Here is a 13,896-nt window from a genome sequence, read left to right on the forward strand (position 1 = left end):
CCGTCTAGCGTTGCCGGTATGGAAGAGCAGCGCTCACACGGAAGCGGCGGTCCCCCTCGGGTGCAGGGCGGACCGCCGCAGCGGCGGTCCTGGATGCACGCGGGCCCCGGCGGACCGTGGTGGCACGACGGCCCGCCGCGCTGGCTGACAGCGAGGAACGCGCGGTCCGCCGACCGCCTGCCGTGGGCGTCCACCCTCCTGCTCGGTGCGATCGTCATGATCGGTTCGACCGTCGCGGCCCGGGGCCAGCTCGGCGAGCGCGCCTCGTTGGACCTCTTCGCCCGGGCGCTGCTCCTCATCGCGGTCGCCGTACTGCTGCTGCGCCACCGCCACCCCGTCCTGGCGGTGTTCGTCTCCGCGGCTGCGGCCATGGTCTATCTCGGGGCCGGTTACCCGTACGGTCCGGTCTTCCTGGCCGTCGCCGTCGGATGCTTCAGCGCCGTGGTCGCGGGACACCGGCGGGCGGCCTGGTCGGCCGTGGGGATGGTGTGGGTGGGGCATCTGCTGGTGGCCCACTGGCTGTACCGCTGGCTGCCGCCGAGCGGTGACTCCGCCGCACCGTGGGGGCAGGAACTGGGCGTCGCCGCCTGGGTGGTGGCGATCGTCGCGGCAGCGGAGTTCGTGCGCGTACGCCGTGAGCAGTGGGCCGCACAGCGGGCCGAACGCGACGCCGCGGAGAAACGGCGGGCCGATGAGGAGCGGCTGCGCATGGCCCGGGAGCTCCATGACGTGCTCGCTCACAGCATCTCCGTCATCAATGTCCAGGCGGGCGTCGGACTCGCGCTGCTCGACTCCGACCCGGAGCAGGCGCGTACGGCCCTCACCACGATCAAGGCAGCCAGCAAGGAGGCTCTCGGCGAGGTCCGTCAGGTCCTGGACACGCTCCGTACCCCCGGCGACGCGCCCCGGGCCCCGGCCCCCGGCCTCGACCGGCTGCCCGAGCTGGTCGATCAGGCGGCGAGTGCCGGACTGACCGTCACGGTGGAGACGGACGGCGTACGGAACGCCGTCCCGCCCGGTGCGGATCTGGCGGCCTTCCGGATCGTGCAGGAGGCGCTGACGAATGTGGTGCGGCATTCGGGCTCGCGCAGCGCGCGGGTCCGGATCGGTTACGGGGCCGGCCGCATCCGGCTCCGTATCGACGACGACGGACCCGCCACCGGCAGTGACGCCGGGGGCAGCGGCAACGGGCTGGCCGGCATGCGGGAGCGGGCCGCCGCGCTGGGCGGCACGATCGAAGCGGGACCCCGGCCCGACGGCGGCTTCCGGGTGCGGGCCGAGCTTCTGCTGCGCCCGGCGTCACCGGAAGGCACCGCCCTGGACGCGACGGGGAACCCCGGGCAGGACACGACACGGAACGCGACGGGGGACACTGTGCAGGACACGACGGAGGAGACACCGTGATCCGCGTACTGCTCGCCGATGACCAGCTGTTGGTCCGGGCCGGTTTCCGCGCCCTGCTGGACGCCCAGCCGGACATCGAGGTGGCGGGGGAGGCCGCCGACGGCGAGGAGGCCGTACGTCTGGTGCGCGAACTGCGGCCGGACACCGTGCTGATGGACATCCGGATGCCGCATCTCGACGGCCTCGCCGCCACCCGCACGATCACCGGGGATCCGGACCTCGACGACGTCAAGGTGATCATGCTCACCACCTTCGAGCTCGACGAATACGTCTTCGAGGCGATCCGCTCCGGCGCCTCCGGCTTCCTGGTCAAGGACACCGAACCCGAGGAGCTGCTGCGGGCGGTACGGGCCGTGGTGGGTGGTGACGCCCTGCTCTCGCCGGGAGTGACCCGACGGCTGATCGCCGAGTTCGCGGCCCGCTCCAAGGAGCCTGCGGCTGCGACGGGACTGAGCGAACTCACCGAACGGGAAAGGGAAGTGATGACGCTGGTCGGTATCGGCCTCTCCAACGAGGAGATCGCCCGCCGACTCGTCGTCAGCCCGCTCACCGCCAAGACCCATGTCAGCCGCACCATGGTGAAGCTCGGTGCCCGCGACCGGGCCCAACTCGTGGTGCTCGCCTATGAGTCGGGGCTCGTACGCCCCGGTTGGCTCGGCTGAGACGGAGCCTGCGGGCCGTGCGTGGCGGCCGGACGCCGACTGCCCCGGCGTGGAAAGCCCCACAGCACGTCGACGAGGCGGGCGACGAAGACGACGGCTGCGACGACGGCGCCGATCCGGACCAGCACACGTTCGGCCGTACGGGGAAGATCGAAGTACACGGTGGTCATGGTGACCGCGACGAAAGCGGCCGCGGCCAGAAAGGCCGCGCTCACCAGGGCGAAACCGATCTCGACGGTCATGGCGTCCCGGTCTTCCTGACTTCGGCGTCCCATGTTCGAAGTGTCACAGGGGCGGTGTGCGGCGGACAAGGATGCCTCGCCGCCCACCGCCCCGTTCCCCCTCGCCGGTCAGCCATGAGGGGCAGTGCCGGGCCGGTCAGTCCCGGACCGCCACCTTCTGTGCGGCCGACAGCTGGGCGGCCGATGCCTCGGCGGCGGCCCGGTCGCCCTCGGACGACGCGACCAGCACGGAGTGCTGCACCGGCCTGCGGCGACGCAGGCCGGTCAGCGTGATCAGCAGCCCGGCGAACGCGATCGCCGTCACCACCACGAGGCCCGGCCGGTAGCTGTCGAGGACCGCCTGCGAGGAGCCGTCGCCGCTGCCGTGTGCCGTGATCACCGCCGTCACGACGGCCAGGAAGATCGCCCCGCCGACCTGGATCGAGGTGTTCAGCAGGCCCGACACCATGCCCTGCTCGTCGTCGTCGACCCCGTTGGTGGCCTGGATGTTGAGCGACGGGAAGGTCAGTGCGCAGGCCGCGCCCAGCAGCAGCATCGAGGGCAGGATGACCGCCGCGTACGACGGGGTGAGGGTGATCCGCAGGAAGAGCCCGTAGCCGACGACCAGGAAGGTGAAGCCGGCCGCGATCACACGCGGCGTCCCGAACCGGTCGACCACATCGCCGATCTTCGTCGACGACAGCGCGACCAGCAACCCCGCGGGCAGGAAGGCCAGCGCGGTCTGCAGGGCCGACCAGCCGAGCAGCGACTGCATGTACTGGGTGACCAGGAACTGGAAGCCGACGTAGCTGCCGAAGAATGCGGCGGCGCCCAGCTGCGCCCTGACCTGGCTGCCGGAGCGCAGCACACCGAGCCGGATCAGCGGGTTCGCGGTGCGTCGCTCGATGGTGACGAAGACGGTCAGCAGTACGGCGACGGCGAGGAACGACAGCAGGGTCCGGGCCGAGGTCCAGCCGGCTTCCGAGGCCTGGACGACGGTGAACACCAGCAGCAGCATGGATGCCGTGCCGGTGACGGCGCCCGGCAGGTCGTAACCGCGGCGGGTGTCCTCGCGGTCGCTGTGCGGGATCAGCCTCAGCCCCGCCACCAGGGCGATCAGCGCGATGGGGGCGGGCAGCAGCATGGTCCAGCGCCAGGACAGCTGGGTGAGCAGACCGGACAGCACCAGGCCCATGGAGAAGCCGGTGGCCGCGCACGTGGTGTAGATGGACAGCGCGCGGTTGCGCTGCGGGCCTTCCTTGAACGTCGTGGTGATGATCGAGAGCCCGGCCGGCGCGGTGAACGCGGCGCTCAGCCCCTTGATGAAGCGGCTGGCGATCAGCAGCGGCCCGGAGTCGACGAATCCGCCGAGCAGCGAGGCGAGGGCGAAGACGCCGAGCGCGATCAGGAAGACCTGGCGCCTGCCGAGCAGATCGGCCGCGCGGCCGCCGAGGAGCAGCAGTCCGCCGTAGCCGAGGATGTACCCGCTGACGATCCACTGCAGGGTCGAGGTGGTCAGGTCGAGGTCGTCGGCGATGGACGGCAGAGCGACGCCGACCATGGAGACGTCCAGCGCGTCCAGGAACATCGCGGCGCAGAGCACGAGCAGGGTGCCCCACAGGCGCGGGCTCCAACGCGCATGGGAATCGGAGACGTTGAGCGGAGAGGTCATGACGACGAAGGTACATGCATATGCATTGAATGCAAGTGCATTTAATTCCGATGCAACAAACGGCTCCATCTCTGCTAACGTGCGGTCATGGCAGCCAACAAGCCCGAGCGGGTGCTCGTCGAGGAGTGGCGGGACATCCTTGCGCTGCATGCCAGGACGTTGTGCGAGCTCGATCGTGAGCTGCACCGGCACGGCCTCGGCGCCAGCGACTTCGAGGTGCTCGACGTCCTCGCGGAGGGCGCCGCGGAGGACGGCGGTGCCGCCTATCGCGTACAGGAGCTGGCCTCCCGGGTCCATCTCAGCCAGAGTGCGCTGTCACGCCTGGTCGCACGGCTGGAGAAGGACGACCTCGTGTGTCGCGGGATGTGCAGCGAGGACCGGCGCGGAGTCCGGGTCGAGCTGACCGCGAAGGGCCGGGCGCGTCATGCCGAGGTCAAGCCGCTGCAGCGGTCGGTGCTCGCCCGGATGCTGGACGGCGCGACCGGCTGAGTGCGGTACCGGCCGCCGCGCCTCGTTCCCGTACGTCTGTCAGGACCAGGTGACCCCGGAGTTCTCGCACCACAGGCGGGCCAGCCCCCGGTCGCCCGTCACCGTGACCGCGGTGAGCGGCAGCCTGTTCCAGAGCGTCAGATAGAGCCCCTCGGCCGTCCCGCTCAATTCGCAGTCGCCGGACCCCGCCCGGTGTGTGTCGGCCTTCGATTCGCGTTCGGCCTGCGGCGGCTCCGACGAGAGCCGTACGGTCCACGCGTCGCCCGTGTCCGTGGCGCGTACCCGCAGCGTGCGTGGTGCATCGATGCGCACCCGGCTCTTCGGGCGGGCGTGGAACCCGAGCAGCAGCTCGTCGATCCCGTCCAGCGCCTGGCCGGCCGCCACGGTCGAGAGCGGGCCGCCGCACGCGGACTCGGCGTCCACCCGGTGAATCGTCGTCTCGTGGGCCTGCCGCCGTGCCCAGAACACCAGCGGGGAGGGCGCGGGCAGAAAGGTCCAGCACTCCAGCTCGGTTGAGGCGCTCTCCAGCGCGTTCACCAGCAGGCCGTGCCCCTCGCGGAACCAGTCGAGCAACTCCCCGCCGTCCAGATCGGGTTCGCCCCCGTCGGGGTGGTACGAGGTGTGCCCCTCGGCGACGTACGCGGTCGCCCAGCGGTGCACCATGCCGGTGTGCCGGAGCAGATTGCGCACCTGCCAGCCCGGGCATGTCGGCACCGAAGCGCCGGGCCCGGCCTGCTCCGCCGCGGCGGCCAGCAAGTGTCCTGCTTCCGTGAGGGACTTGACGTGGTCCGTGGTCTCCATGGCCGAGATTGTGCCAGTGGCTCAGACGCCCTGGGGATGGGCGGTACGGGAGCATCCTCCGCCGCGCACCAGCCGTACGAACCAGCCGAGGGCAAGCGCCTGCAGGAGGACGGACACGACGAGGGCGAGATATATGAACCAGGCCGGCCCGGCCGCGTCCACTCCCCACAGCTCGCTGCCGACGAAGAACACGAACACTGTCGGCGCCGCGAGCAGGAACAGCCAGACGCCCGCGAACGAGGCGTCCTCGTGTGGGACGAACAGTGTGTCCACGGCGACAAACACCGCCGCCGCCAGCACCACCCCGAGGTAGATCAGCGAGGCGGCATTGCCGAAGGTCAGCCGTACGAGCGTGCGGAGGTGCTGCTTGTTCATGACCGGCTTGTTCATGGCCTGCTCCCCGTGGATGGTCGATGCCTCCATCGTGCGGCCGGGGAGCCGGTCCTGCCTGAGTACGCCTACTCAATCAGGCCGATGTGCGTGCAGTGGAGGTCTGGAATGCGTATGGCGATCAGGCGCGGGCCGTCGCATGCCGTGCCGCGTACCCCAGCGCCGCCGCGGCACCGGCGAGCAGCGCCACCGTCGTGAGGGCCAACGGCAGCGAGAACCAGTCGGCCAGGAACCCGATCGCGGGCGGCCCGAGGAGCATCCCGCCGTAGCCGATCGTCGACGCGACGGCCACTCCGCTCGGGCCGGCCAGCTCGCCGGCCCGTCCGACCGCGACGGGGAAGATGTTCGCCAGGCCGAGTCCGGCGACGGCGAAGCCGAGAAGGGCGAGCCAGGTGGTCGGTGCCAGCGATCCGAGGAGCATTCCGGCCGCGCCCGTCGCGCCGCCCGCGACGAGCGTGCGGGTCTGGCCGAGCCGTTCGAGCAGGGCGGTGCCGGTGAGCCTGCCCACGGTCATGGCCAGGGCGAACAGCGAGTATCCGGCGGCAGCGACGCCCGGACGGGCGTGCAGGTCCTGAGCCAGATGGAGCGCGCTCCAGTCGGCCAAGGCCCCTTCCCCGTACGCGGTGCAGAGCGCGATCACGCCGAACAGCAGGACCAGGTTGCGGGCCCGGCCCGCCATCCGGCGTGGCGGCTCGGCAGGGTCCGCCGCGGTCGCCGCCCGGGGGGCCGGGTACCGGAGCAGGGTCGGTCCGGCGGCGGCGGTGACCAGCAGTCCGACCCCGGTCAGGATGAAGAGATGGGTGGCGGGGGAGAGGCCACCGGCGACCAGTCCGCCGAGTCCGGCGCCGAGCATGCCGCCGAGGCTGAACGCGGCATGGAAGCTCGGCATCACCGGGCGCCCCAGGCCGGCGACCAGATCGACCGCGGCGCTGTTCATCGCGACGTTCATCGCGCCGTATGCGGCGCCGAAGACCAGCAGGACCAGACCGAGCGTGAGTGCCGAGTGCGTCTGCGCGGGCAGGGCGATGGCGAGCGAGAGGAGCGCTCCGCAGACCACCGTCAGGGGGTGGTTGCCGAACCGCCTGCACAGCCGTCCGGCGAGCATCATGGTGATGACGGCTCCGGCGGAGACCCCGAGCAGGGCGAGGCCGAGTGTGGATGCGGAGGCGCCGGTCTGGTGCTTGATGGCCGGGATGCGGACCACCCAGCCGGCGAAGAGGAAACCGTCGAGGGCGAAGAACACGGTCAGCGCGGTACGGAGGCGGGCCGACGAGGGTGGGGCGGTGTCTCCGCCTGGTCCCCCCGGTAGGGCCGTCCGCAGTTTGTTTAGTTGCGGCACAAAAGAAGCATAGGGGCCCGTGGACTAGGGATGCAAGACGGCGGACCGCCAGGGCCGACAAGGTCGGAGGGTGCGATCACAGTGACCGGGAGGAGCGACCGGGGAGGGGTGATCACGGTGACCAGGAGAGGTGGCCGCCGCGGGCGCGAACGGCGTGCGCCGTGGCAGCACGCGGGCTGGAGCGCCCGACCGGAGCGTCGGCAGTTGCTCCGGATCATGGGAGACTCGCCCCCATGAACGGCAAGGCGACCACCACCCGGACGAAGTTGGAGAGGGGCCGGAGCGCGCTCGGGCCTGCCCTGGAACTGGTCCACACAGGACGCGCGCCCACCCGCGCCGTGCTCACCTCGGAGCTCGGCGTCACCCGCGCGACCGCCGGTGCGGTCGCCGCGGAGCTGGAGGCGCTCGGTCTCATCCGCGTCGACTCCAGCCCCGGTTCCGCGGCAGGCTCGCAGGGCCGCCCCTCGCACCGGCTGGCCATCCGCGAGTCCGGCCCGGTCGCCATCGCCGCGCAGGTGCATGCCGACGGGTTCCGTGCCGCGCTGGTGGGGCTCGGCGGCCGACTCGTCGCCACGGATCCCGGCTGCGTCACCGTCACATCGGACCCGGCCCAGGTCGTGGGCGAAGTCGTCGACGCATGCGCCCGCTTGCTGCGCGACAGCGGGCTGCGCTGCGTCGGTGCGGGCCTCGCCGTCCCCTCCGCCGTGGCCGAACCGGAGGGCACCGCTCTCAACCCACTGCACATCGCCTGGCCGGCAGGATCCCAGGTCCGTGAGATCTTCGCCACGTGTGTACGTGAAGCCGGCATCCCCGGCCCCGCGTTCACCGGAAACGATGTCAACCTCGCCGCGCTCGCCGAGCACCGGCACGGCGCCGGCCGCGGAGCCCAGCATCTGCTCTGCGTGGCCACGGGCCACCGCGGCGTCGGCGGCGCCCTCGTCCTCGACGGCCGCCTGCACACCGGCAGTTCGGGGCTGGCCCTCGAGGTCGGCCATCTCACCGTGAACCCCGAGGGGCGTCCGTGCCACTGCGGCGGTCGCGGCTGCCTCGACGTCGAGACCGACCCGCTGGCCTTCCTCGTCGCCGCCCGCCGCGAACCGGGCCCCGAGGAGTCGCTGCTCAAGCAGGCGAGCGACCTGCTGCGCACGGAGTACGAGGACGCGGCGGTACGGGCCGCGTCCGACGAACTGATCGACCGGCTCGGCCTCGGGCTGGCCGGACTCGTCAACATCCTCAACCCGGACCGGATCATCCTCGGCGGACTGCACCGCGCACTGCTCGACGCCGACCCGGAGCGACTGCGCGCCGTCGTCGCCGATCGCAGCCTGTGGGGGCGCAGCGGCAGTGTGCCGATCCTGCCGTGCACCCTCGATCACAACAGCCTGGTCGGCGCGGCCGAACTGGCCTGGCAGCCGGTTCTCGACGACCCGCTGGCCGCACTGGCCTGAACCGGCGGCCGCGGAGTGCGGGCCGTCCCGGACACGGTCGAGCAACTCCGGTGTGCAGTGCGCGGCTTGGTGCAGACCGGTGGCCGCCACCACATCCCTCCCCGTCGAATGGGCCGGTGACGCAAGCATGTCGGCCCCGCGCCCATCCCGTACGGTGTCCACTGCACCACCGACCGGCCCCTGAGAGCCCGGAAGTCGCGCGGCCGCTCGGCCGCTCGCTCGCGGTCGTCCAGCTCCTGGCCCGGCAGGGCCGGGCTGCGCAGAAAGAGATGGTCGTGGGCCTCGCACACGCCCAACTCCCTGGCAGGGATGTCGCCGAGGACCGTGCGGACCGTGGCTACCACTGCCTGCCCTCCCCGAGCCGCTCCCGCTCCGGCATGGACAGATGCAGCACCTCGTAGCGCTCTCCGGGGGCTTCGGGGGCGTCGTGCTCCCAGAGCGTGAAGTGGAGCATCTCCCAGTGGCGGGGGTCGACGGCCAGCGCCATGGCGACCGCGCCGGGGGCCTTCGCCGACGTCCCGCTCTCCTCCAGCTCTGCCTCGACCGCGTCCGCCGGGGCCACCGAGGCAGGGATCGGCGCACGGTGGCGGGTCGCCGTGCGGGGGAGGGCGGCCGACGCGGGGCCTTCCGCGTACGACAGGCCGGTCCAGTGCTGCACCTCGGGACGGCCGAAGTCATCGACGATGCCCTGGAATCCGGGCCCCCAGAGGAACGCGTTCATGCCCTCGGGTGCCTTCCACAGGTACAGCGGCGCGTACTGATCGACCGGCGAGTGCTCGCCGCGTTCGCGTATCAGGTACGCCTTGATGCCCAGGCCGGGGAAGGTGTCGAGGAGGTGGCCCCTGGTTGCGACGCGGGTACGGATGATCCCCATGTCGTAATGGGCGGGCAGGGTGATCTCGTACTGCTTGGCATGCATCGCGTACTCCTCAGGCAGTAGTGGTGCGTGGGAGAGGTCAGGCGGAGCCAGTGCGTGGGGCGAGCAGCGAGAGCGGGCCCCTGACGCCCGCGTCGAAGGCCGCGGTCGAGCCCGAGGCGCGAGCCAGCACGTAGCCGCCCTGCACTGTCGCGACCACCGTCGCCGCTATCTCGTCCGGGTTCAGCGAGCGATCGAACTCGCCTTGGTCCAGGCCCTGCCGGACGACCTCGCCGAGCCGTCCGCGCAGCCAGCCGATCGTCTCGTCGACGGGTGCGCGCAGCTTGTCGCTGGCGATGACATCCGGGTCCATCGTCAGCCGGCCGACCGGGCAGCCGCGGAGCACGTCGCGCTCACGCCGGAGGTACGCCGAGATCCGTTCGTACGCCGATCCCGGGCCGCCCAGCACCAGTTCGGCGCCGGCCCGCAGCTCCGCCGCCGTGCGCACGATGGCGGCCAGTGCCCGATCGGGTTTGCCCGCGAAGCGGTGGTACATGCTGCCCTGGCCGGCGCCCGCGTGCTGCTGGATCGCCTTCGGGCTCGTGCCCACATATCCGCGCTCCCACGGGAGCTCCCGGGTGGCTTCGATCAGACGGTCCGGAGTGCTCATGAGCTCTGTACATACCAGTAGGTACAGAGCTCCAGGGATCTCGGCCGGTCAGCGGGAGCAGGTGCCCGAGGGCCGCGTACTCCCAAGGGGGTACGCATACGGCCGCTGGCCGTACGACGACTCGGACCCCCTCCCGGAGCCAGGCTCGTCAGCGACAGAACAACAGCACAACAGAACCTCGCACCGAGGGAGCTGACCGAGATGAACACCCTGGCCTACTCCGGTGGACCCGGACCGTGGATCCTCCTCTTCCCGCTGATCTGGGCGGCCGTCGTCGTCACCCTTGTCACCGTGCTGCGCCGTACCGGCCGGCGCGGCGGCCGACCTGGCCCGTGGGGCCTGCGCACCGTTCACGGCGCTCCAGGTCTCCCCGGCGAACAGTCGCCCATCGCCCTGCTCGGCCGTCGTTTCGCGGCGGGTGAGATCGACGAGGACGAGTACTGGCGACGGCTCTCCGTACTGGACGAGCAGTTCGGCCGTACCGGTCGGGGAGGTGCCGCGTGACCACCACGCTCAACTCGACCGCCACCGCCACCGCCGCCCGCGTCGTCGACGCCGTGAAGATCTACGGCACGGGCGAGACCGAGGTCAGGGCCCTGGACGGGGTGAGCGTCGGCTTCCCGGCCGGCCGCTTCACCGCGATCATGGGGCCCTCCGGTTCCGGCAAGTCCACCCTGATGCACTGCGCCGCCGGCCTCGACACCCTCACCTCCGGTTCCGCCCTCATCGGCGACACCGACCTCAGCGCGCTCGACGACCGCAGGCTCACTCTGCTGCGCCGGCAGCGCATCGGCTTCGTCTTCCAGGCCTTCAACCTGATCCCCACCCTCACGGTCGCCGAGAACATCACCCTCCCCATGGACCTCGCCGGCGAGCGCGGTGACCAGGAGTGGATCGACGCCCTCATCGACACCGTGGGCCTGCGGGACCGGCTGCACCACCGGCCCGGCGAACTCTCCGGGGGGCAGCAGCAACGGGTCGCCGTGGCCCGCGCCTTCGCGGGACGCCCCGATGTCGTGTTCGCCGACGAACCGACTGGCAATCTCGACTCCCGATCCGGCCAGGAGGTGCTGCGGCTCCTCGGCCGCACCGTCCGGCAGACCAGCCGTACGGTCGTCATGGTCACCCATGACCCGGTCGCCGCCGCCCACGCCGACGAGGTCGTCTTCCTCGCCGACGGACACCTCGTCGACCGGATGCCGGATCCCACCGCGGAGCGCGTACTCGACCGGCTCAAGGCCATCGACCTCACACCCGGCACGACGGCGCGGACGCCATGACGAGCACCCGCGCCTCCGTGCGCCTCAGCGTCTCCTCGCTCCGTGCCCACAAGCGCCGGTTCGCCGGCACCTTCACCGCCGTACTGCTCGGTGTCGCCTTCCTCGCGGGCACGCTCGTCATGGGCGACACCCTGCGGGCGAGCTTCGACACGATGTTCGCCGACGCCGCGAGCGGTACGGACGCGGTCGTCCGCAGCGCCAAGGTGGTGACGGTGTCCGGCGAGGGGGAGGGCACCCGGCAACCGGTGAGCACCACCCTGGTGAAGAAGATCGAACAGACACCCGGTGTCGCCGCCGCGGCGGCCGACATCCAGGGCGCCGGCCAACTGATCGCCACCGACGGTAAACCCATCGGCGGCCAGGGCCCGCCCACCCTCGCGGGCAACTGGATCCAGGACCCCGAGCTCAACCCATACGAACTCGCCGAGGGGCGCGCCCCGTCCGCATCCGGAGAGGTCGTCATCAACCGCGGCACCGCCGACAGGGGAGGGCTGAAGATCGGCGACACGACGGTGCTGCGCACCCCCGACCCCGTGCGTGTCACGGTCGTCGGTCTGGCCACCTTCGGCGGCGAGGACGGCATGGGCCAGGTCACCTACACGGGGATGACGCAGGCCGACGCCGAGAAGTACCTCACCCCGAAACCCGGCGAGGCCGCCGACATCCTGGTGCGTGCCGCGCCCGGCACCAGCCAGCAGGAGCTCGTGGACGCGCTGACTCCGGTGCTGCCCGAAAATACCGAAGCCATCACCGGCCAGGCCTCCGCCACGGAGAACCAGAACATGATCTCCGGCGCCTTTCTCGGCCTGTTCACCACGCTGCTGCTGGTGTTCTCCGGGATCGTCCTGCTGGTCGCGACCTTTTCCATCCACAACACGTTCGCGATCGTCGTCGCCCAGCGCACCAGGGAGAACGCCCTGCTGCGCGCCCTCGGTGCCTCCCGTCGGCAGATCCTCGGGTCGACCCTTGTGGAGGCCGCCGTCGTCGGAGTGATCGCGTCCGCCGCGGGACTGGCCGCCGGCATCGGCATCGCCGTCGGGCTGCAGGCGCTGTTCCCCGCCGTCGGCTTCCCGTTCCCCGAGGGCGCGCTCGTGATCAGCGGTGTCTCGCTGCTGCTGCCGCTCGCCGTCGGCGTCATCGTCTGTCTCGGCTCCGCGCTCCTGCCCGCCGTTCGCGCGGGACGCACCGCACCGCTCGCGGCCCTGCGCGAGACCGCCGTCGACGACTCGGCGGCCTCCCGGATCCGCACCGTCACCGGCGTCGCGCTGCTGCTCACCTCCGTCGGCGCGATCACGACGGGCATCCTGGCCGATCCGTCCGTCTGGCTGTCTGCCGCGGGCGCGGTCCTGGCGCTCGCCGCGTTCGTCGTGCTCGGTCCGGTCGCCTCCTCGTACGCCGTACGGGTCCTGGGCGCACCGCTCGACCGGCTGCGCGGGGTCACCGGCGGACTCGCCAGGCGCAATGCCCTGCGCAGCCCGAAGCGGACCGCCGCCACCGCCACGGCGCTGATGATCGGCGTGGCCGTCGTCTCGCTCTTCACGGTCTTCGGCGCCTCTCTGAAGGCCACCATGAACCAGACGGTGGACCGTTCCTTCGCCGGTGATGTCGCCATCAGCGCGCCCGCGTTCGGCGCCGGTGGCAGCGGTCTCAGCCCCGGGCTGGCCCCCGCCGTCGACCGGCTGCCCGACGTGGCCACCACGGTCGGCCTCGGCAAGGGAGTGGCGGAGGTGAACGGGGCGGGACGCGCCCTGACCGTCACCGACCCGGCCGCGCTGGCCAAGGTCTTCGATCTCGGCACGGTCCGGGGATCGATGAACGCACTGGGCGCGAACGGCATCGCCGTGTCCGGCACCGAAGCTGCCGAACGGGATCTGCACGCCGGTTCCACCGCCCGGCTCACCTTCACCGACGGCAAGCAGCAGATCTTCACGGTGCGCGCGCTCTACGACCGGTCGGAGCTGGCGGGCGACTATGTGATCACCCGGCAGGCGTGGGCTCCGCACCGTGCGCAGGACTCCGACACGTTGGTCGCCGTGACGTTCGAGGACGGGGTGTCCACCGCCGATGGCAAGGCGGCCGTCGAGAAGACCGCGGCGGCGTACGGCAGTCCGGATGTACAGACCCGTGGCGAGTACGCTCAGTCCTCGGCCGGCTCCATCGACATGATGCTCACACTGGTCTACGCGCTGCTGGCGCTCGCGGTACTGATCGCGCTGCTCGGCATCGCCAACACCCTCACCCTGGCCATTCACGAACGCACCAGGGAACTGGGCGTGTTGCGGGCCGTCGGACAGACCCGGAGCCAGCTGCGGGCCATGGTCCGCTGGGAGTCCGTCCTGGTCGCCGCGTTCGGCACGGCGGGCGGCCTGCTGCTCGGCGGATTCCTCGGCTGGGTGCTGGTCAAGGCGTCCGAAGGCGCTGGTGACACCCCGTTCGCCTTCGCGCTGCCGCCGACGCGGCTCCTGGTGGTCGCCCTGGTGGGGATCACCGCCGGGGCGCTGGCCGGATGGCGACCGGCGCGGCGTGCGGCACGCCTCGACGTGCTCCGCGCCATCGCTGCCGATTAGGCGACCACCGCGGCACGCACGAAGAGCGGAGCGCCTCAGGGCGCTCCGCTCTTCGCGGCTCTCTGATCCGAAAGCGAGGCTCTGCGGCGCCCGCCAG

At 71.6% G+C, this 13,896-nt stretch carries 14 protein-coding genes; 7 read left to right on the forward strand and 7 right to left on the reverse strand.

Features of this window, described 5'->3' with window-relative positions; translation table 11 throughout:
* Positions 1–18: 18 nt before the first annotated feature.
* Both OHB49_RS37170 and OHB49_RS37175 read left to right on the forward strand, forming a co-directional pair.
* On the forward strand, positions 19–1,404 hold the full coding sequence (locus OHB49_RS37170; protein ID WP_443079601.1) for a sensor histidine kinase: 1,386 nt from the start codon (positions 19–21) through the stop codon (positions 1,402–1,404).
* A complete protein-coding gene (locus OHB49_RS37175) occupies positions 1,401–2,066 on the forward strand; it encodes a response regulator (RefSeq protein ID WP_030975072.1) in 666 nt (221 codons plus the stop codon). The genes OHB49_RS37170 and OHB49_RS37175 overlap by 4 nt, the downstream gene beginning before the upstream one ends.
* On the opposite strand, the gene OHB49_RS37180 is transcribed toward OHB49_RS37175, so the two are convergent.
* The gene (locus OHB49_RS37180) at positions 2,027–2,341 is read right to left on the reverse strand and encodes a DUF6332 family protein (protein WP_030975069.1); all 315 of its coding nucleotides are present in this window, start codon (positions 2,339–2,341) and stop codon (positions 2,027–2,029) included. The genes OHB49_RS37175 and OHB49_RS37180 overlap by 40 nt on opposite strands.
* A gap of 103 nt (positions 2,342–2,444) precedes the next feature.
* Positions 2,445–3,959, reverse strand: a complete 1,515-nt coding sequence (locus OHB49_RS37185; protein ID WP_329165278.1) for an MFS transporter — start codon at positions 3,957–3,959, stop codon at positions 2,445–2,447.
* Between the two features lie 87 nt (positions 3,960–4,046).
* On the opposite strand from OHB49_RS37185, the gene OHB49_RS37190 reads away from it, so the two are divergent.
* Positions 4,047–4,448, forward strand: a complete 402-nt coding sequence (locus tag OHB49_RS37190) for a MarR family winged helix-turn-helix transcriptional regulator (RefSeq protein WP_030975065.1) — start codon at positions 4,047–4,049, stop codon at positions 4,446–4,448.
* Between the two features lie 39 nt (positions 4,449–4,487).
* On the opposite strand, the gene OHB49_RS37195 is transcribed toward OHB49_RS37190, so the two are convergent.
* The 3 genes from OHB49_RS37195 to OHB49_RS37205 form a co-directional block, all read right to left on the reverse strand.
* The gene (locus tag OHB49_RS37195) at positions 4,488–5,249 is read right to left on the reverse strand and encodes a maleylpyruvate isomerase family mycothiol-dependent enzyme (protein ID WP_329165279.1); all 762 of its coding nucleotides are present in this window, start codon (positions 5,247–5,249) and stop codon (positions 4,488–4,490) included.
* A gap of 21 nt (positions 5,250–5,270) precedes the next feature.
* Entirely contained in the window at positions 5,271–5,639 is a 369-nt protein-coding gene (locus OHB49_RS37200; RefSeq protein WP_329165280.1) for an SCO4225 family membrane protein, read from the reverse strand.
* A gap of 121 nt (positions 5,640–5,760) precedes the next feature.
* The gene (locus OHB49_RS37205; protein WP_078852837.1) at positions 5,761–6,978 is read right to left on the reverse strand and encodes an MFS transporter; all 1,218 of its coding nucleotides are present in this window, start codon (positions 6,976–6,978) and stop codon (positions 5,761–5,763) included.
* Between the two features lie 233 nt (positions 6,979–7,211).
* On the opposite strand from OHB49_RS37205, the gene OHB49_RS37210 reads away from it, so the two are divergent.
* Positions 7,212–8,426, forward strand: coding sequence for an ROK family protein (locus OHB49_RS37210; RefSeq protein WP_030975057.1), 1,215 nt, complete (start codon positions 7,212–7,214; stop codon positions 8,424–8,426).
* A gap of 337 nt (positions 8,427–8,763) precedes the next feature.
* Here the strand turns inward: OHB49_RS37210 and OHB49_RS37220 are convergent, their stop codons facing one another.
* Positions 8,764–9,345, reverse strand: coding sequence for a DUF4865 family protein (locus tag OHB49_RS37220; protein ID WP_329165282.1), 582 nt, complete (start codon positions 9,343–9,345; stop codon positions 8,764–8,766).
* Positions 9,346–9,382: 37 nt separating this feature from the next.
* On the reverse strand, positions 9,383–9,952 hold the full coding sequence (locus tag OHB49_RS37225; protein ID WP_329165284.1) for a TetR/AcrR family transcriptional regulator: 570 nt from the start codon (positions 9,950–9,952) through the stop codon (positions 9,383–9,385).
* Positions 9,953–10,153: 201 nt separating this feature from the next.
* Here OHB49_RS37225 and OHB49_RS37230 point away from each other — a divergent pair, with 201 nt between their 5' ends.
* Genes OHB49_RS37230 through OHB49_RS37240 form a run of 3 tightly spaced genes read left to right on the forward strand, consistent with a single transcriptional unit; the run spans position 10,154 to position 13,799 of the window.
* Complete coding sequence (locus OHB49_RS37230; RefSeq protein WP_329165285.1) at positions 10,154–10,456, forward strand: SHOCT domain-containing protein; 303 nt, start codon at positions 10,154–10,156, stop codon at positions 10,454–10,456.
* Positions 10,453–11,232 carry an ABC transporter ATP-binding protein gene (locus OHB49_RS37235; RefSeq protein ID WP_329165286.1) on the forward strand — a complete coding sequence of 260 codons (780 nt, stop codon included), beginning with the start codon at positions 10,453–10,455 and terminating at the stop codon, positions 11,230–11,232. The genes OHB49_RS37230 and OHB49_RS37235 overlap by 4 nt, the downstream gene beginning before the upstream one ends.
* Positions 11,229–13,799 carry an ABC transporter permease gene (locus OHB49_RS37240; RefSeq protein ID WP_329165288.1) on the forward strand — a complete coding sequence of 857 codons (2,571 nt, stop codon included), beginning with the start codon at positions 11,229–11,231 and terminating at the stop codon, positions 13,797–13,799. The genes OHB49_RS37235 and OHB49_RS37240 overlap by 4 nt, the downstream gene beginning before the upstream one ends.
* Positions 13,800–13,896: the final 97 nt, after the last annotated feature.

Origin of the sequence: Streptomyces sp. NBC_01717, from assembly GCF_036248255.1 — a bacterium.
Classification (GTDB): Bacteria; Actinomycetota; Actinomycetes; order Streptomycetales; family Streptomycetaceae; genus Streptomyces.